The following is a 20,157-nucleotide window of genomic DNA, read 5'->3' on the forward strand; positions in this document are numbered from 1 at the left end:
GCTCCGGTCTTTTAGCGAATACTAATTGACATTTAATATATTAATAAGTATCATAAAGTAATTAAATTATTTAAGAAAAGGGGTATCTGATCTATGAGTATTAAAGAGCGGATCTTCAGGAAAGAAAATCTTGATCGTTATTTGGTGGAAGATCGTCGATTTAATAAGACTCTTGGCTCAGGCGATCTGATCTCGATGGGGATCGGAGCTGTGATCGGAACTGGGATCTTCATCTTACCCGGGACTGTGGCTGCCTTACATAGCGGTCCAGCGATCACGATCTCTTTTGTGATCGCAGCCCTTGTCTGTTCGACGGCTGCCATGTGTTACGCTGAGTTTTCTTCCGCCTTACCGATCGCGGGAAGTGCATACTCATTTGGTAATGTCGTGTTTGGCGAGATCGTAGGTTGGTTTTTAGGTTGGGCATTGGTCCTAGAGTATATGCTCTCTGTAGCTGCTGTCTCGACTGGGTTTTCGGCATATTTCAAATCACTTTTAGCCGGTTTTGGCTTGCACTTGCCAAATGCGCTCAGTGGTCCTTTTAATCCAGCCAACGGAACGTATATCAACCTACCGGCGATCGTGATCGTTTTATTTATTGCATTTATTTTATCTAAAGGTGTCCGGACATCGATGACGATCAATACGATCATCGTTTATGTCAAGATCGCGATCATTATCTTGTTCTTATTAGTCGGGGTGTTTTATGTCAAGCCAGCCAACTGGGACCCATTCATGCCATTTGGGACTAAAGGCGTTTTAGTCGGCGCAGCTCAAGTTTTCTTTGCCTATTTAGGCTTTGATGTCGTTGCTTCTTCAGCGGCTGAAGTCAAAGAGCCAGAGAAAAACATGCCTAAAGGTATCATTGGGACGCTTGCGATCTGTACTTTACTTTATATTTTAGTTTCGATCGTTTTGACTGGCATGATCTCCTATACAAAATTAAACGTAGCTGATCCAGTCTCCTTTGCGCTTTACGCTGTCAAGCAAAATTGGGTCGCAGGAGTGATCTCAGTCAGCGCCTTAGCAGGAATGTTTACGATGATGGTCACGATGGTCTATAGCTCTTCACGTTTGATCTACTCGATCGGGCGTGACGGCCTTCTACCTAAATTTTTAGGTCAAGTCAATGAAAAGACTAAAGCTCCAGAAAACAGTATGTGGATCGTAACTTTGATCATTGCCTTTACCGGTGGTTTCTTATCGTTAGGCCAATTGACGAACCTCGTTAACATCGGAACACTTTTAGCCTTCATGTTTGTTTCATTAGGGGTCTTACCACTACGAAAGCGTAAAGACATTCCAAATAATGACGGTTTTAAAGTACCTTTCTATCCAGTCTTGCCGATCATTTCTGTTATCTTATGTGTTGTGATGCTAGCCCAACTTTCTTTAGAAACTTGGCTTGCTGCTATCATCTGGTTCATCTTAGGTATGATCATTTACTTTAGTTACGGGATCAAACATAGTAAATTGAACGAACAAAAATAAACCCAAAATAAGAGGCTGTGACATAAGTAGTCTCTATAAGAGAAAAGTATCTCAGAAATCGAAAATTTGATTTCTGAGATACTTTTTCTTTACGTATTTTGTTTATCTTGGTCACTACTGTGACTAATTTGTTGATATTCATTGCCAAAACTACAATGCCCATTTCCTTTTCGACTCTTTCGCTCCCCCTAACTGAGAATCGGTTGAATCCCAAAGAAGCCTTCAATCTTCCAAAAACAGGTTCAACATCAATTTTGCGCCGTGCATAGATTGATCCAGTATTAGAAGATGAAAGTAAAGCTCGTTGTTGTGCTTTAAAATATTCCCAGGCATTATTGACCATGATCTTCCTTACGTGTCCACTTTTAGTTAAGGCTCGGGGATCTATCAAATGATCATCATCAAATTTTTCAGCAGTATATACTTTAAAATCTCTAGTAAATCCATACTTATCAGTTCTTTTAGAATAGTTTGAAAAATTGAATCTAACACCGTTAAGGTCTAAATAATAGTCATCTTTTTCATTATAAGACCAATTCATGATTTTATGATCATCAGTTTTCCATTTGCGACTATTCTCTTTGAGCATTGTCCCATAAGGGATCAAAACGGTGCGATCACCGTAATTATCGTCACAAAAACGATAATTACTCTCAGAACCATACCCAGCATCAGCAACGATAGTTGAACCAAGTACGCCATTGTCATTCAAATGGTCAATAAAAGTAGGAAGCGTTCTTGTATCAGTTGGATTAGCAAATAACTTATACCCGGTAATAAACTGGTTACTAGTAGCAATTTGAAGATTATAAGCAGGTTTTAGTTGTCCGTTTAACATTGGATCTTCTTTTACACGCATAAAAGTAGCATCATGGTCAGTTTTAGAGTAACTATTTCGTTCTCTAAGGATGTCTTTTTGTTTTTGGTGATTTTGCATTTTTTCTTTACGCGTTAATAGTTTTTTGTAGGTTGCCTTTAATTTTCGACGTTCTTGTTTCGCAGGGTTCGGCGATACTTGTCTAGTTTCTTCGACTTTTTGATCTAAAGCAACTAGATAATCTTCAAACTTGGCAATTATTACATCTAATGCTTCCAAAGTCAGGTCAGATCCTTTGGGGATCTTTCCGATAACTTTAGCTTCGTGGAGCTCGCCTAAAAGTTCAACAACTTTTTGACGATTGAGCTCATCAAAACGAACGACATTTTTCTTCCAGACAAAAGAATACTTATTAGCATCCGCAAGGATCTTCGTACCGTCAATGAAAGAAATGTCATCAATCAGATTATGTTTTTTTAGAAAAGCTGTCAATTTAGTTAAACTCTCTTGTGTTAAGGTAGCTAACTCATCAGAGATCCGAAAACGACAAATAGTTCGATAAGAAGGGACTTGATCAGCGATCAACCAACCAGCAGGCTTATTTTCGCGAGCAAATCTCTCAATTTTTCGACTACTAAAGATACCATAGCTATAAGCAAGTAAAGTGAGCTTTAGCATAGCAGCTAGATCATATTCACGAGGGCGTCCAAATTGATAGTTATACTTGAGTTCTAAACTTTCAACAAGTTCATTGATGTAGAGAGCTGGATGATTTTTTTCAGGAATATATTCTAAAGAGATGTTCAAAATAGTCTGATTAATGTTATAATGACTGTGTATCATTTTATGTTATCCTTTCGAGGGTAATTGTGAGGTAGCCGGGCGTGGCTACCTTTTTTCTTTGATTATAATTCAAAAGCTGGATATATGAAACACGAAGGTTTCCATACATCCAGCTTTATTTTGTAGACTTATGTCACAGCCTCTTATTTTATTAGTTTTATTCAGCTTTTTTTTGCCGCATGATCGCCTGTTTGATCATAAACGGTGCAATGATCGTCGTCAAGATGATCACGATGATCACGCCTGAATAGTACTCACTTGTTAAAAGCTTAGCACTATAACCAACTTGAGCGATGATCAATGCCATTTCACCACGTGAGACCATCCCTGCTCCAATGATATCTGCTGAATGCCAACTCATTTTGAGCATCTTTGCCCCAGCACCACAACCGATCCACTTAGTGATCAAAGCTAAGATCGTCAACGGAATAATAAAGATCAAATCAGATAAAAATCCATCAAAGGTCATGTGTAACCCGATACTTACAAAAAACATCGGGATAAAGACGGCATAGCCGATCGGTTCGACACTTTCTTCGACTTCTTTTTTATAAGCAGTCTGTGAAACTGCGACACCAGCAAAAAACGAACCTACGACGCCACTTAGACCGACCAATTCAGCTAAGTACGCCATACCTAAACAGATCACAAGTGACATCAAGATCACCGAAGAGGCTACTGACATTTTTTCACCTAAGCCCATCAAAAGTGGAGTAAGCCATTTGAAAACCACGTAGATCCCTACAAAATACAAAGCTTGGAACGTCAAACTCAAAGCCAAGTTCGATTGGACATGGCCACCACTACTTTGTGCCACATCGCTAAAAATGCTGACTAAAACACTTAAGATCAACACTGCCAAAATATCATCGATCACAGCTGCTCCTAAGATCGTCGTCCCTTCTTTAGAGTCTAATTTTCGTAATTCTTTTAAAACTTCGACCGAAATGCTGACCGAAGTTGCCGCAAATGTCACCCCTAAAAAGAGAGACTGCTCGTTATTAAAAGAAAATAGACGTCCAAAAAGATAAACTAGACCGATCGGAACAACGATCCCACAGACAGCCACTGAAAGTGAAGGTTTCAAATATTTCTTTAAAAGTCCAAGATCACTTTCGAGTCCAGCCATGAACATCAACAAGATCACGCCGATCTCAGAAAAAGTATGCACAAAGTCATTTTCAGTGACCCACCCTAAAACAGCTGGTCCTAAAATTATCCCTACTAATAATTGCCCGATCACGGCTGGCATACCTACCCGCCGACTAAAATGCCCGGCTAAAGCAGTTGTGATCAATACTAAACTTAATGTACCTAAATATGCCATTTCTTTCTCATTCCTTTCTCTTTGCCGACCATATGCCCTAAAACTATGTAGCATTATATTACATAATTAAAAAAATATAGCCTTTTCTTACCTAGATCTTATTCACTTCTGACAGTCCTAGTCGCCTCATAGACCAACTAGAAAAAAGTTAAAACCCTCTTCTTCGCGCTTAAAGAGCTCGCTTTCTCTGAATTTTCAAGTTGACCGTCACCAACTCGCATAAGACTGCTGTCATTTTGGCTAAAAACAACTTTTATACGCTCTTCAAAGCGTCTGACTTTTTCTAGCACTCATAAACGTTGCCTTACAGTCGTCAGTTTAAGTTACTTTCAATAAGAATAATTATAACTAAAATTTAACCGTTTTGCTACTAAAATACTTATATATCTATTAGAAAAAAGCCGAGAAATCAAAGTTCTCAGCTTTTTTGCCTAAATATTAAATTTTAGCTAAGGACTATTCTACCTCGACATCACGATACAAAAGCACTGTGCCATAAGGTGAGATACTTAAGCCTTTGACTTTAGAAGATAGTAAGTAAGTCATCGCACCTTGATAGACTGGCGCAGTATACGTATCATCTTTGATCAACTTTGTTTCAGCGTCGATCAATGTTTCCCACCGCTTAGCTGGATCGTTAGCGTACGTCGTAGCAGCTTGATCTAGATCGTTCCAAAAGGCTTGGTTCGTATAATCTGTATTCAAGTGATATTGTCCCCCATCACTGATAAAGTTGACGGGATCAGCATAGTCAGGCTGCCATGTTCCATAAACAACATCATAGTTATAGGCAGTTGTCGCAGCTAACCGCGATTTGAGCGGGATCGAGCGTAAATTGACTTTGAGCCCAGGAAGGTTTTCCTCAAGTTGGCTTTGCAAATAAGTTGCAACTTGTTTGGCTTCATTTGTATCAGATGATAAAACTTCTAAAGTCAACTCATCTTGCCCCAGTTCTTGCTTCGCCAAAGCCCATTCGGCCTGCGCCTTCTTCTTATCATATGGTAAAAGGTCGCCAGCTTGTTTACGATATTCTTTATCTGTCGCAGAGTTATAAGCAAAGTCAGCTGGTACGATCCCATTTAACGGAGTCCCAACATTCAAAACATTTTTAACTAGTAGCTGTTTTTCAAAGCCTTGGGCGATCGCTTTTCTAGCGTGAACATTGCCTGTGATATCTCTTTTAGTATTAAAACCTAAATAGCCGATCAACGGGATCTTTTTCGTATGATAACCTGGATCATTAGCATATTGTTTGGCAAACTCATTACCTAAGATCGTATAGTCGAGCTTGCCTGTTTGATAAAGTTTACCCGCAGTTGAAGTATCTTTGACGACTTGGATCTCAGCTTTAGCTAATTTGACCGCCTTTTGATCCCAATACTGCTTATTTTTTACGTAATTCCACTGGTCATTCGTCCCTTGCCAGCCACTGACAACAAATGGTCCATTGTAGACAGCATTTTTAGAAGTCGTACCGTATTTTGAACCAAACTTTTCAGCTACTTTTTGGTTCTTGGGGAAAAACGGAGCCCCAGTCAACAATTCATCCAAATAGCTGATCGGAGCTTCAAGTTGAACTTGTAGCGTCTGATCATCTAGCGCTTTGACTCCTAGTTGAGTAGGTGAGAGCTCTCCTTTACGGATCGCTTGCGCATTTTTGATCGGGTCTAGTCGTTGTGAGTTTGGTGAAGCTGTACTTGGTGAAATGATATTTTGCCAAGCATAAACGTAATCGCTAGCTTTAACTGGATCGCCGTTTGACCACTTAGCCTTTTTGCGTAATTTGAAAGTATATATCGTATGCTCTTCATTTGAAGTAACACTTTGAGCTCCAGCTAAAACTGGCTTGCCTTTTTGATCAAATCGATAGAGCCCTTCAAAGGCATTATCCATCGCTTCTAAACTGATCATATCACTGTACTTGGCCGTATCAAGCGTTGCCATTTGGTCACTGACTGCTGAGCGGATAGTTTGAGTACTAGCCTGTTGGTCATTTTGAGAACGACCACAAGCACTTAAAAATACCCCCGTTACGATAACACCCATCAAGGCAAATAATTGCTTTGTCTTCACGCAAATTCCCCCCATCTTTTTGGTTTACGTAATATATTTTGCCCTATTTTTTATGAATTAGCAATCATTTCTACTTACAAATAGGAAATGTTTCTAAGACTAGCTTTTCAGTTATCAAAAGGCTACAATACTTCTTATATATTTATAATTTTAAAGGGGGGCTTTCTTTGAAACATCACCAATTTGCACATGTCAACGTTCCACTAGAACAAAAGATCTGTGAGCTAAAGCAGATCGGTTTTTTGAATCATGACGTCAAACGGACCGAAGAATTAAATGAACTCTGGTTGCTCTTTTTAAATCAAGCTTTACCACAATACTTGACGAAAAGTGCTAAGCAAGTTCAACTCAAAACTTTTTTAGCAACAGCAGAATTAGATCTTTTGAGTTATCTCGAACAAAAAACTGTTGATCTACATACTTTTTATAATGTCGGGCTCCAGTTGCTCTTATTTCGTCCTGGAGTCGACTTTAAACTTAGCGATCCTTTGAGCGCTATGGAACGTTTAGGACTCTATCATGCCGAGAAACTTACGACCCACACTGATCTTTTAGGGGCTTGGTATGACCTTTTGTGTACTCAAACACGCTTAGGGCAAACGTTACTTGATCATTTGGCAGGACTTGGGTATTTCACCAAATTTTATGACCTTCCTGCGATCAAAAAACCACTCTTTTTTAATGGTAAAGCCCAACCGATCTTTGATACCTCAAAGCTGATCTATGAAGTCGTCTATATCGAATCCGACTTAGATACTGACGAAGATGGTCACTGCGACCTTTTGCGTGCAGAGATCATTCGCCCAAAAGAGACTGAACACGGCTTAAAAGTCCCAGTACTTTATACGGCTAGCCCTTATCATCAAGGAACAAATGATGATGATGGCAAAAAGTTGCTCCATCCGGCTAATGTCGCTTTACAGCACAAAACACCAACGACAACTTCTAAGCCAACTTTTCTACGCTCCAAACCAAAAAAAGCCCCCCAAAAAAGAACAGTCATGGGCCGTTCCACCCGGGCTGAAGAAACATTCGGTCGCGAAACATCCTATAGCTTAAATGATTATTTTCTCGCCCGTGGCTTTGCCGTTGTTTATGCAGCTGGGATCGGCACTAAAGGTTCTGACGGACTTCGAACTTGTGGTGATCTTGCCGAGACAAGTTCGACGATCGCGATCATCGAATGGCTGACAGGAAAACGGAAAGCTTTTACAAATCGCACAGAAAACATCGAACTCAAAGCATGGTGGTGCAACAAAAAGGTCGCGATGACTGGCAAGTCTTACTTAGGCACTTTAGCTATCGCAGCCGCAACGACTGGTGTTGCTGGGCTTGAAACGATCATCGCTGAAGCAGCGATCTCAAGTTGGTATGACTATTATCGCGCTGGCGGTCTTGTTGTTTTTCCAGATGGTTTCATCGGTGAAGATGCTGACGTCTTAGCCCAAGAATGTTTAAGTATGAAACAAGATTTTGCTAAATATCGTGAAGTTCGTTCTTTATGGAAAGAAAAACGCGCTCAGCTCACACAAGAGCTCGATGAAGCAAGTGGTAATTACAATGCCTTTTGGGAGGCCCGCAACTATCTCAACGATGCTCATCAGATCAAATGCGATCTAGTCTTGATCCACGGACTCAATGATCAAAATGTCAAACCTAAAAATCCTTATCAGTTACTAGAAAAGGTCGCTGACCTCCCTGTGGCTAAAAAAGTCATCTTACATCAAGGGGAACACATCTATATCAATAATCTAGCTAGTCTTGATCTGACTGACATGCTGAATCTCTGGCTCTCACATAAACTTTATGGCTTAGATAATCAAGCTAAAGAATACTTGCCTGATCTTCTTGTCCAACAAAACACAGCACCTGATGCTTGGATCACACCATCCACATGGGGTAGTGCAAAAAAACAGATTTTTACTTTAACATCAAATAATGAGTTATCTAAAACTGCCAAGCAACCACTTACAGAAAAAATGTCTTTTGCAGACCACCTTGACCAAGCAACTTTTGCACACTACACAAATGATCTTGCCAAATGGCATACTGATCTTGTTGCAAATAAAGCACCTTTAAGCGCAAATAGTTTGCACTTTGTCACCGAGACCTTGACTTCACCTTTGACGATAAACGGCGTTGCTAAACTTAAAGTCTTTGTTGCAAGTAGTGCTGACCATGGTCTTTTAAGTGCGATGCTAGTTGATCTAGGTGAAGCAAAGCGGTTGCAAAAAAAGCCTACACTGTTAGCTGCGAAAGCTTTAAATTCTGGTTTCCGCTGGCGCGTAGATGACCTTGTCGGCTTTACGTACGGTCCAACGACGCCTTATCAGATCATCAGCAAAGGTCACATCAATCTCCAAAATCGCACTGCGCCGTGGCAAAATGATGAACTATTTCCTGGGACATTTTATGATGTTGAGCTTTCTTTCCAACCAACATTTTATACTGTGCCTAAAGGGCGAAAGTTAGCTTTGATCATCTATGCCACTGATCTGAGCGCAACTTTACGTGGAAATGAAGCGCTGACTTATACATTAGCAGACGCTCCTAATCACTTGATCTTACCCCTTGAATAAACAAGCCGTTATTCTTACTAAAAAAGACATCAGCTAATCCCTTTCTGGGCTTTGCCGATGTCTTTTTGCTTAAGCTACCACTTTTTAATTTTGATAGTGGACATTTTGTTCTGTTAACAATGGATAAACGTTTGGTTCTGAGCCATCAAGATCTACTTTGTGAAGATCAAGCGCAGTCAATTGCCGATTATCATAAGTCGAATAATAAAGGAGACCCTTAGCTGTGTTGTAGCAGACCGAATAGATCGTATGTTCGAAATGTCCTTCTTCTAATTCACAACAACCTTTGACTTGCTCAACGGAATTTAAAATATGGAAACATTGACTCACACTGCTCATTTCCGTTGGTTCACAAATCGAGTGTGCTTTAGTGAAAACAGCCCGCGCAAAACGCGAAGAAGATGTTAGATCACCAGGAAGCCCAAATGTCCCCATCCCACGACTATAAACAGGTAAGTCGACAGCTGGCGCAAAGGTATTTTCAGGAGTCTTAGCTGAAAGACCACGATATTTGCTCAAAGTCAGCAACTGTTTGTCAAAAGTCGGATTGTTTGTTAAAACACCAACTGGATCATCAGAGAGCTTTAGTCCTGAAGCCAAAGGTTCAACAACTAGTGTTTGTTCTTTATCAGCTACGATCCAATGTAATGGCGATAACGGCAATTGCTCACTGAAAGGAATGTTGACCAAGTTGATCTTTTCGAGCAATGCTTTAGCTTCCGCAACAGTCTTGCATTGTCCTAAAATATACGGAATAAATTCAAAAGGTGTCACATTCAGTTTTTCTGGCACTTCTTCCAAGTAGACAGCATTTCCTTCAAAATTCAAGCCTGCCATAGAAAGGCCATATTCATTGACGGCATCATAATAGAGCGGAACATCATCAAAGATCGCAGCGATCCCGATCAACGCATAGTGTTCAGTTAGATCCTGAAGCTTTCTCATTTTAAAAGGATAGTTGCGGGGGGTGATGACTGCCTTTTCGCCGTAGGAAATGTCAAGGTCAAAGTTTCGCCCGAGATAATGTTCTTTTGATAAAAAAGATACTGCTGTACACATCAATTATTCATTCCTTTATATAAAATTTATTTTTATGTATCGATCCTATGTAGGTTTAGTTACAGGGCAATTTATCGTAAGCTTTTAGTGAGGATATTATCGTATGTTGCTTTCGAACAGTGACAGACAATAGCAGTCCATAAATCATACTGTTTTCTAATAAAACCGATCGGTGTCTCAAACACCTTACGCTTATAATATACTTCTAAATGCCACTATTTGATAATCTAAGTTTTTTATTCTATTTAAAAAAACGAGTCATTGTGAACTCAAAACTAACTTTAGCTAGCTACCTCTTTAAAAATTTCATCATTTTTTAGTTTAAAAATTCGATAAATTATTCAATACTGTAAATAATATACTTTAAAAAGCATTCTGATCCTTGTTGATATTGCATGTTTTGCTCAACCTAATATATAATTTTGATGTTTAAGTTTTTATAAAATTATTATTTATGCACAATTTTGGCCTCAAGGAAAAAATTATGTTAGCTATTCTATAAATAACCAATAATTTATTAAATTCAAAAAATTTCAAGAAAGGGAATATAAACTTTCTACAGATATCGTCGCACCTTGATGCTATTTGTTCAACATTTTATATGGCACACTTCTATGCACAACGAACAACTTTTTGATCACAAAAGTCTACAGATCTACTCTTTGCTGATGGAACTACACCTTAAAAATAACCATCTTTCAAAGACCGAACTCTGTACATGTTTGAAGATCACTGCTCCAACTTTAACGCAACTGATCGAGCATATCAATAGCTTTGATCCTCATATTTTAACAGTGACTCGTCACGAAGTCATTTTAGAGTTACCGTATAAAAGTTCAACGATCACAAACTTGAACCATACATTACTAGCAACATCACCTAAATTTCAGTTACTTGATACTTATTTCAAACATTCTTACTTAACGCGAGAAGAAGCCGCGCAACAGTTGAATATCAGCTTGACTTCGATCAACAAATTAGTAGGCGAATGCAATACTTTATTAAAAGAGTTCAAACTTGAACTCAAGCAAAATATGGTACGTGGTTTAGGGATCCAATATTTCTATTTTTATTACAACTTTTATTGGAATAATCCTCATATCGGGAACGGTCTAGACAATATCGTGCTCTCTGACCATGGGTTCAAAGACTTCGCATTCACTAAACTCAACTGTGACTTAAATATTATTCAAGTCCAGCAGATCAGTCTTTGGCTCTCATTACTCAGTGCTAAACATGAATTGCTTCAAAAATATTTTGTACATGAAGAGCGTCCAGAAAATTTTTATGCGATCCGCGAAACTCCTCTTTTTCAGATGCTATTGACGTATTTCAAACAAAACTGGACTTATTTGAACGTTTCCATCATTGAATACTATAGTTATTTGACCTTTATTTTTCTAAATATCCACAACGTGATCTACTATCCGATCACAGAGATCAACTCGCTTTTTGTTGGTTCTGAATGCCAACAACTTTTAGAACAAGTAACGACGATCTTGACTAATAGCTACAGTTTCAATGATAACTTTATCTCTTTACGAAGTAGTTTATATTTTACGATCAATAAACTTCTCTTATTAGACGGTTACTATTATGCTTACGACGTACTAGTCTTAAAAAACAGTGCCCGTAAAACACAGCCTTTTGAAGAAAAAGTTATCCAAGAGATCCTTCAGATCCCAGTCTCCTTAGGTTTCAAACTTCCTGCCTATAAATTGACTGCCATTAGAGACAATTTACGCATGATGATCTATCCGTATAAAAATTTGAAACGTCAAGCGCTTCAGATCGGCGTGATCTCACAACTACCGATCGCAACTCGGTATGCTTACATCACAGGCATGCAAAATATTTTGAATAAGGATCATAACGTTGTTGTCAGTGATTTTGTCGCCCACCATCACTATGACTTGATCATTTCTGACTTTGAACTGACAGAACCACAGCAATTTCATACTCCGATCTTGACTTTAGATGATCTCAATATCCAAAGTAATCTCACTTTATTAGAAAAAACGATCGCTAAGCTTGAAAGTGAAAGCTATCAACCGCTTATATTGCAATAAAAAGAGGGCAGGCATACTACCTTGCAACAAGTTCCTTGCTGTAAAATTTTTAAAGAGATGTGCAAAGTCGGCTACTCAACGTTATAATTTTATGTTATCCTTTCGAGGGTCATCGTAAGGTAGCCGAGCGTGGCTACCTTTTTTCTTTGATCATAATTCAAAAGCTGGATATATGAAACACGAAGGTCTTCATATATCCAGCTTTATTTTATAGACTTATGTCACAGCCTTTTTATTTTTTTCGGTCTAAGATCGTATAGGCATGTTCGCCATTATACGGATGGCGACTAAAAGAATATTCAAAGGGGCGTCCGTCTTGTAAATAAACGACTTGTTCAACTTGTAAGATCGGATCATGTTCGGCTGATCCGAGATATTTGATATCGTTAGCAGTCGCTTTTTCTGCTGTGATCTTGCGAAAAGCACTTCCGATCTGAAGATGAAGCGCTTCATTCAAATACGCATAGATCGAATTCAATAGTTCATGCTCACTTAACCCTGGGATCAGCTCGATCGGCATAAAAGTATGCTCGAGCGCATATGGTTTATCATCGACAAGTCGCAAACGTAAGATCTCATAAACTGGTTCATTTTTTTGCAATTCGAGCCGTTCTCTGACTTCTTCTGAAGGAAATTTTACATCAAAAACGATCGGTCGGCTCACAACTTTTCGATCGCCTAGTTGTTGACTAAGTCCTCCATACTCATCAACGGGGAGAGCATCACGCTGCGCTAAAGCATTTTTCCGTACAAAAGTTCCGGCCCCCCGTTGCGCATAAATATAACCTTCGATCGCCAAAATATCTAATGCTTTTTTTACAGTCATGCGACTTGTTTTAAATTCTTTAGCTAAAGCATTTTGATCTGGGATCAAACTTCCAGCCGGATAATCCCCAACTAAGATCCGATGCTTAACAGTTTCTAAGATCTGTTTATACTTTGGTTCCATTGCTAACGCCCCTTTTTGTATTTACTTTAACTTCATATTATCAATACTTTTATGATAAAGTAAAGTTAAAAAGGTACTTTTTATAAAGAAAAGGAGTTGGCAAACCAACTCCTTCCAGAACGTAGACAAACTCTATTCAAATCGGATAGAGTTTGTTTTTTTATGTATTTTTATAACTATATACTTTGAAATATACGAATATAACAGGGTTTTTCCCCAGTATTTTTACCAATTTTTTTAGATTTAGGCACGCAAATATCAACCCAACTTTAGCTAGAATTTTATCAATTCCTACTTCTCGGGCGTATCTCAAGTTGTGATATTCTTTTGCCGAACCAAAATTTCTTTCGATCGTCTCCTTTCGCGCTTCATACTTTAATTTTGAGCCAGTTTGATGCCTGATATCCTCACATTTTTCCATACTATCTTGCCAAACATGACGAGCGATAACTCTTTGATGATTTTTACTTTGTGTACATTTGTGCAGTAAAGGACATTTTTCACAGATTGTAGGATCACTTTTATATTCACGATAACCACTTCGATTAGTTGTGGAGTACATTAAGATTTGATCGCCAGGACATAAATAACAATCATAATATTCATCATAAACAAAATCTTTGGGTCTAAGCGTACCAACTTTGCCCCTTGGGCGTTTATAAGGAAGAATGGGAATTATGCCTTGAGATAGTAAAAAGTGTGCGATCGTGGGTGTTTTATAGCCAGAATCAGCGATAATATATTGTGGGTCGTACTTCCGTACTTTTTCAAATATTTCAGGAAAAAGTTGCGTATCATGGATATTTCCCGCACCGACCACATAAGCTAAGAGCCACCCATTTTTATCACAGGCAGCTTGAACGTTATAGGCAAAAACCTGTTTGTGTTCACCCTTATGAAACCATCCACTATCAGGATCAGTTTTAGATATTTTTACTTGTCTAGTTTTTTTTTAGGTTTTTCTTCTTTTAAGGGTTTCTTTTGATGTTTAGCTCTATCTACATTTATTTCTTTTTCGAGATCTTCACTCATAAATTTTGACTTAGTTTCAATAACTTCAGTAGTATATTTACGGCTGTTAGCAGCAGCTTTCAAATGAGTTCCATCAATAAAGATATCAGTTGTGTCGATAAGATCATTTTCTAAACAGAGTTTCAAAATATGAGCAAAAATAGCTTCTATTACATGGCTTTCAGCAAATCTTCTTTTATAATTTTTACCGTAGGTAGAGAAATGAGGAACAGGATCATTTAAACCTAGTCCTAGAAACCATCGATAAGCGACATTAACTTGAATTTCTTTGATCGTTTGACGCATAGAACGAATACCAAATAGATTTTGGATCAAAGGAATCTTTATGAGTAGTACAGGGTCAAGACTAGGACGACCATTATTTTTACAATAGGAATCTTCGACAAGATCATAAATAAAAGAGAAATCAATAATTTGATCAATTTTACGGAGTAAATGATCTTTTGGGACCAAATCATCTAGAGAAGTACGAGCATATTCACAGCGTTTGAGATTGGGATCACTTTTGTGAAGCATAATGAGCACCTCCGTAACCGTTTTCTTTAATTATACAAAAAAAAGTCACCAGAGCACATACTCTGATGACTTAGTCTACATTCTGAAAGGAGTTGGCAAACCAACTCCTTCTTCTTATTTAGCAAAATCACTTAAATCAGTACGTAAAACGACCTTTAACCCTAAGTAGACCGCTAATAGACCTAAAAGCATATTAGCTGCGATATAGCCTAACCCGACTAAAATATGTGTGGCATCAAATAGATCAACGATCCCATCTGCAAACGATGAAAAAGTCGTCAACCCACCACAAAAGCCGGTTGAGGTCAATTTACCAAATTCAGCCGATAAATTTTTCTTGAATAGACCAGCACTGATCAAGCCGATCAAAAAACAACCACAAACATTAACGACTAAGATCGCAAATGCTTCTGAAACACTAGGACCGATCAAAGTTTCACAGACATACCGCAAAGCACCCCCAAAGAAACAACCGATCCCAACTAACCATAATTCTGTCGATTTTTTCATTGCAAGTTCCCCTCAACTTTAAAATAGCCGTCCTAAGCCTAGGCCTAAGTAGACACAAACGATACATAAGACTACACTACCGCACCAGTAAAGTGCCCCGTGCGCAAACTTTTGTTGTTTGAAATATTTAAACGTCTCAAGTGAAAAAGTTGAGAAAGTCGTTAAACCGCCACAAAAACCACCGGCTAGTAAAGTGTTTCCAAGTTGAGATAAAGATCCTTGGGCAACTAAAGCGGCAAAGATCCCGATCAAAAACGAGCCGACTAAATTAGCAGCTAAAGTTCCATACGGAAAAGTAGCTGTTTTTTTGTTGAACCAATCTGAAAACAAGCTTCGTAAGCAGCCGCCAAAGAAAGCGCCTAGACCAGCAGCCCCAAAGCCAAGCCAAAATGTCATTTTTATTCCTCTTCTCTTACACGTTAACTATAAGTTCGATCATTTTTCCGTAATTGTAATGGAGCATAACCTTTGAAGTGTTCACGGTAAAATTCGATAAACTGATTTTGGATCTGACGATTCATATAACCATCAAAACCTAAGATCCGTAAAACTGCCCCATTATTTTCCAGTAAGGAGATACCAAACCTAACATTTTCTGCTTTTTCTACGATCGCTTCGCGTGCTTGAGCAACAAAATCAGCATCGATCTTTTCATCGATCACAACGACCGAATTAAAGTTAGTATATCCTTCAAAATAACCTAGCTCATCTAGTTGATCCTCATGTGGAGTACATAACAAATAATCATTATACACTAATCTGCCCCCAACTTTGATGCGCGTCCGCATTCCGACATCACGATATTGGAAACGTTTTTCATCTGGTGACCAACCACTAGTTAAGCCGTCTGTTAAGATCAAAGAAGCATTTTTGGCTAGATCGATATCCATATATTGACGGTAATAAGCATTCTTATATGGAATCACTTCGTCCATATAGTATTCCAAAAAGGCACCTTCAGCTAATCTGATCGTTGTTTCCTGACATGTTTGTTTTAAATTATCACATTTATAGACATAATTCGGTGTTTGAGTCGTTAAAACAGCATGGGCATCTTTTTCTAGTTCGATATCGACTTTGTACTGTTCACCTTCAGTAAAGCCACCACCAGTTGAGATCAGGAAATAATACGGTAACTGGCCTTCAGTTGCTGGAATAACAGAAGAGATCCGCGAATTTCCCTTATGATATAGTCTTTGCGCGATCGTTCGACCATTTCGTGGGAGAAATTTCATCTCGATCACGCCATCGTACTTCTTTTCCATCTTATTAGTTTTCCTTATCTTCTAAATCTTCTAGTAAACAATTCTTTTTGATCCAAGCGATCACACTTTGAAGACCTTCATCTTTTTTCAAGTTGGTAAATAAGAAAGTCCCGTCATTTCTAAACATCTCTGAATCGCTCTTCATCCGTTCAAGATCTGCCCCAACATATGGTGCTAAGTCGATTTTGTTGATGATAAAGAGGTCGGATTTGATCATCCCTTGACCAGCTTTCCGAGGGATCTTTTCACCTTCGGCCACATCGATGATGTAGATCGAAAAATCAACTAACTCTGGACTAAAAGTTGCAGCCAAGTTATCGCCACCACTTTCAACAAAGATGATATCAAGTTCGTTGTTGAAACGCTCTTCTAATTCATCGATCGCGGCTAAGTTCATCGAAGCATCTTCACGGATCGCTGTGTGTGGGCAGCCACCTGTCTCGACCCCGATGATCCGGTCTTCACCTAAGACCGAATTTTTTACCATAAACTCAGCATCTTCTTTGGTATAGATATCATTTGTGATGACGGCCATATTGTAGTCATCTTGCATCGCACGTGTCAACCGTTCGATCAACATCGTCTTTCCTGAACCAACTGGTCCACCAACACCGATTTTAACTGCTTTTTTCATTTTTTAGTCCCCCTACGACATAAATAATCTTGAGCCTTGTGTTTCATGTTTGATCTGAGCTAATTCAAGTCCCGGAACATTAGCCCCTAAATAGGCTTCATCAAGCTTTTTGACCACTGGATAAAGATCACCTAAAAGCGCGATCACATCATGCAAAACGACTTGCCCGTCACGTTGACCTAACGGGATCGCCCGAACTGCATTTTGGACCATCGTTGAACCGATACTATAGCCATACATCATAAAAGTATCCATTAAAGATAATTTTTGATGTTTAGCAAAGATCGTAAAGACGATCGCCGGACTCCCAGCTGATTCGCCTGCCTTGATCCGAGCTTCATAAGTATCAAGCGGTTTGATCGTCCCATACATCCGTTTGATCAAAGCTAACATCTGCTTTGCGATCAACTTTTGACCATTACGCGTTTCAAGTGCTAATGTCGAATTTGTAATAATGTCATCATATTCCCATAATTTTTCAAGCTCATCTTTTTCTAAAGCCCGCCAACAAAGAACGGTCAAAAGACCTTCACCGTATTTGAACTGTGATTTGAAATAATTTTCGAACCATGTTTGAAATTCAGGTGCTTTTTTGATCCGACGGTCATGAAGATAGTTTTCCATCCCAAACGAATGATTGAATGTTCCGATCGGAAAAGTTGAATCACAGATCTGGAAAACTTCAAGATGATCTAAAAGTGTCTGCAATTTGTGCTTATTTTCCATTTGTTAAATCCACATAACGCAAAGGTTCAGTCAATTGCGCCTTTTCTACCGTATATTTTGTTTGACGTTGATCTAAAGTCTTGACCACAACGGGATCAAAAAGCAAAGTGATCTGACCATTTTCAACTTGGACTGGTTTATGCAAGTTACCGAGCAAGTGCGCTAAAACGCCCATATCATCGATATCCTCTGGTACGATCTTGATAACTTCATCTGGTAAAACGCTCAAAACAACTAAACGCTTTGGTCCGATCTTAAAGGCGGAACCATTTTCAAGTCCTTCGCTGTCATCATCTAAACGAATCCCATAATCGTTGCCATGATCGGAAGTCACACGTAAGATCCGCTTAGTTAGATCATCACTCTTAACGAGACAAGTTTCGATATGATAAAGTTCTAGATCATTGATCTCATCAACATTTGCAAACACTTTTGTTAAAATCATGTTGTATTCCTCCATTATTACCCAAACAAAGGGCCGAGACGATCGGTCCTGCCCTTTGCTCGATTATCTTCAAGTTGTATTTTTACTTACTCATCTTTTTAGAAGAGGTAGTAACGTTGTGCTAAGGAAGCTGTCTTGATCGGATCACAAGTGATCAATTTACCGTCGATCGTAACATCGAATGTATGTGGATCAACTTCGATCGTACTTGGCACATAGTTATTCAACTTCATATCACGTTTTGTCAAATTACGAGTGTTATGCACTGGTAAAACGATCTTGTCTAAGCCAAGTTCTTCTTTGATACCATGGTCATAAGCATATTTTGAAACAAAAGTAATATTTGTTGCACCGACAGCTTTACCTTCAGCACCATAAAGATCGCGCATCATCCGTGGTTCAGGTGTTGGCAAACTTGAGCTTGCATCCCCCATGATACCGTATGTGATCATCCCACATTTTAAGACCATCTTAGGCTTTGTCCCAAATTTTTCAGGTGTCCAAATAACTAAGTCAGCAAATTTACCAACTTCAACAGAACCGATGTAATCTGAAACACCGTTGACGATCGCAGGGTTGATCGTGTATTTAGCCACGTAACGCTTGATCCGATTATTATCGTTGTATTCACTATCGCCTTCAAGTGGGCCACGTTGAGCCTTCATCTTGTCAGCTAATTGCCAACAACGCATAGCAACTTCACCAACACGCCCCATAGCCATCGCATCAGAAGTCATGATACTCAAAGCACCCATATCATGTAAAACGTCTTCAGCTGCGATCGTTTGTTTACGAACACGTGATTCAGCAAACGAAACATCTTCAGGAACTTTAGGGTCAAGGTTGTGACAAACCATGACCATATCAAATAATTCATCGATCTCATTATCTGTATATGGGTTAGTTGGGTTAGTTGAAGAAGGCAAAACATTCTTTTGACCTGCAACGACCATGATGTCCGGCGCATGTCCACCACCAGCACCTTCAGTGTGGAAGGTGTGCACTGTCCGACCTTTGAAGGCATCGATCGTATTATCGACAAAGCCACCTTCGTTCAATGAATCGGTATGTACGGCAAATTGTACATCGTATTTATCAGCAGCTTTCAAGGAATTATCGATCCCAGCAGCTGTAGCACCCCAGTCTTCGTGAGTCTTGATCGCACAAGCCCCAGCTTCGACCTGTTCACCGATCGTTTCAGGAACATCACCAGTACCTTTAGCCATGACCCCTAAGTTGACTGACATATGATCTGTCGCTTGTAACATCCGGTGAATGTGGTAAGCACCGGGAGCACATGTCGCTGAGTTAGAGCCATCAGCTGGACCAGTACCACCACCAAAGAGCGTCGTGATCCCGTTGTCTAAAGCTGCGTGAGTCAAACCAGGCGATAAGTAGTGAACGTGTAGATCGATCCCACCAGCAGTAACGATCAATCCTTCACCGGAGATCGCTTCAGTACTTGCACCGACAACAAAGTCGATGTCATCCATATTATCTGGGTTACCACCTTTACCGATCGCTAGGATCTTGCCATCACGAATACCGATATCAGCTTTAATGATCCCCGTATAATCGATGATCGTTGCTCCTGAAATGATCGTATCAGCAACAAGGGGATTATCTTTCCGCATTTCAGTTGCGTTTACTCCCATGCCGTCACGTAAAACTTTACCGCCACCAAATTTGCTTTCTTGACCGTGAACAGTCAAGTCTTTTTCGATCGCAGCAAACAAGTTCGTATCACCTAAACGAACACTGTCGCCTACAGTTGGACCAAACATTTGGGAATATTGTTTTCTGTCCATTTTGAAACTCATAA

The 20,157-nt window shown here is 39.3% G+C and carries 15 protein-coding genes and 1 pseudogene; 3 read left to right on the top strand and 13 right to left on the bottom strand.

Going from position 1 to position 20,157, the window contains the following annotated elements; genetic code table 11:
- Positions 1-93: 93 nt before the first annotated feature.
- On the top strand, positions 94-1,491 hold the full coding sequence (locus tag QFX10_RS02815; RefSeq protein WP_280606710.1) for an APC family permease: 1,398 nt from the start codon (positions 94-96) through the stop codon (positions 1,489-1,491).
- On the opposite strand, the gene QFX10_RS02820 is transcribed toward QFX10_RS02815, so the two are convergent.
- The 3 genes from QFX10_RS02820 to QFX10_RS02830 form a co-directional block, all read right to left on the bottom strand.
- Complete coding sequence (locus QFX10_RS02820; RefSeq protein ID WP_280607220.1) at positions 1,460-3,148, bottom strand: IS1182 family transposase; 1,689 nt, start codon at positions 3,146-3,148, stop codon at positions 1,460-1,462. The genes QFX10_RS02815 and QFX10_RS02820 overlap by 32 nt on opposite strands.
- A 160-nt stretch (positions 3,149-3,308) precedes the next feature.
- A complete protein-coding gene (locus tag QFX10_RS02825) occupies positions 3,309-4,478 on the bottom strand; it encodes a cation:proton antiporter (RefSeq protein WP_280606711.1) in 1,170 nt (389 codons plus the stop codon).
- Between the two features lie 456 nt (positions 4,479-4,934).
- Positions 4,935-6,551: a peptide ABC transporter substrate-binding protein gene (locus tag QFX10_RS02830; RefSeq protein WP_280606712.1), complete on the bottom strand. Its 1,617-nt coding sequence runs from the start codon at positions 6,549-6,551 to the stop codon at positions 4,935-4,937.
- Positions 6,552-6,718: 167 nt separating this feature from the next.
- Between QFX10_RS02830 and QFX10_RS02835 the strand changes: the two genes are divergently transcribed.
- The gene (locus tag QFX10_RS02835) at positions 6,719-9,130 is read left to right on the top strand and encodes a Xaa-Pro dipeptidyl-peptidase (protein WP_280606713.1); all 2,412 of its coding nucleotides are present in this window, start codon (positions 6,719-6,721) and stop codon (positions 9,128-9,130) included.
- An 84-nt stretch (positions 9,131-9,214) separates the two neighbouring features.
- On the opposite strand, the gene bsh is transcribed toward QFX10_RS02835, so the two are convergent.
- Positions 9,215-10,189: a choloylglycine hydrolase gene (bsh, locus tag QFX10_RS02840; RefSeq protein WP_280606714.1), complete on the bottom strand. Its 975-nt coding sequence runs from the start codon at positions 10,187-10,189 to the stop codon at positions 9,215-9,217.
- Between the two features lie 668 nt (positions 10,190-10,857).
- Here bsh and QFX10_RS02845 point away from each other — a divergent pair.
- Positions 10,858-12,258, top strand: coding sequence for a helix-turn-helix domain-containing protein (locus QFX10_RS02845; RefSeq protein ID WP_280606715.1), 1,401 nt, complete (start codon positions 10,858-10,860; stop codon positions 12,256-12,258).
- A gap of 232 nt (positions 12,259-12,490) precedes the next feature.
- Here QFX10_RS02845 and QFX10_RS02850 read toward each other — a convergent pair whose 3' ends face one another.
- The 9 genes and pseudogenes from QFX10_RS02850 to ureC all read right to left on the bottom strand — a co-directional run bounded on the left by QFX10_RS02850 (position 12,491) and on the right by ureC (position 20,155).
- Positions 12,491-13,207: a GntR family transcriptional regulator gene (locus QFX10_RS02850; protein WP_280606716.1), complete on the bottom strand. Its 717-nt coding sequence runs from the start codon at positions 13,205-13,207 to the stop codon at positions 12,491-12,493.
- 132 nt (positions 13,208-13,339) lie between these two features.
- Positions 13,340-14,755 (bottom strand): annotated as a pseudogene (locus tag QFX10_RS02855) (IS1182 family transposase).
- Between the two features lie 114 nt (positions 14,756-14,869).
- Positions 14,870-15,265, bottom strand: a complete 396-nt coding sequence (locus QFX10_RS02860; protein ID WP_280606717.1) for a fluoride efflux transporter FluC — start codon at positions 15,263-15,265, stop codon at positions 14,870-14,872.
- 18 nt (positions 15,266-15,283) lie between these two features.
- Entirely contained in the window at positions 15,284-15,661 is a 378-nt protein-coding gene (gene crcB, locus QFX10_RS02865) for a fluoride efflux transporter CrcB (RefSeq protein WP_280606718.1), read from the bottom strand.
- A 23-nt stretch (positions 15,662-15,684) separates the two neighbouring features.
- Positions 15,685-16,530, bottom strand: a complete 846-nt coding sequence (locus tag QFX10_RS02870) for an urease accessory protein UreD (RefSeq protein ID WP_280606719.1) — start codon at positions 16,528-16,530, stop codon at positions 15,685-15,687.
- A gap of 4 nt (positions 16,531-16,534) precedes the next feature.
- Entirely contained in the window at positions 16,535-17,164 is a 630-nt protein-coding gene (gene ureG, locus QFX10_RS02875) for an urease accessory protein UreG (protein ID WP_280606720.1), read from the bottom strand.
- A 12-nt stretch (positions 17,165-17,176) separates the two neighbouring features.
- The gene (locus QFX10_RS02880) at positions 17,177-17,890 is read right to left on the bottom strand and encodes an urease accessory protein UreF (RefSeq protein ID WP_280606721.1); all 714 of its coding nucleotides are present in this window, start codon (positions 17,888-17,890) and stop codon (positions 17,177-17,179) included.
- Entirely contained in the window at positions 17,880-18,335 is a 456-nt protein-coding gene (locus tag QFX10_RS02885) for an urease accessory protein UreE (protein ID WP_280606722.1), read from the bottom strand. Before QFX10_RS02885 ends, QFX10_RS02880 begins: the two co-directional genes overlap by 11 nt.
- A 98-nt stretch (positions 18,336-18,433) precedes the next feature.
- Entirely contained in the window at positions 18,434-20,155 is a 1,722-nt protein-coding gene (gene ureC, locus QFX10_RS02890; protein WP_280606723.1) for an urease subunit alpha, read from the bottom strand.
- Positions 20,156-20,157 lie beyond the last annotated feature (2 nt).

Origin of the sequence: Ligilactobacillus faecis (assembly GCF_029889745.1) — a bacterium.
GTDB classification, from domain to species: domain Bacteria; phylum Bacillota; class Bacilli; order Lactobacillales; family Lactobacillaceae; genus Ligilactobacillus; species Ligilactobacillus faecis.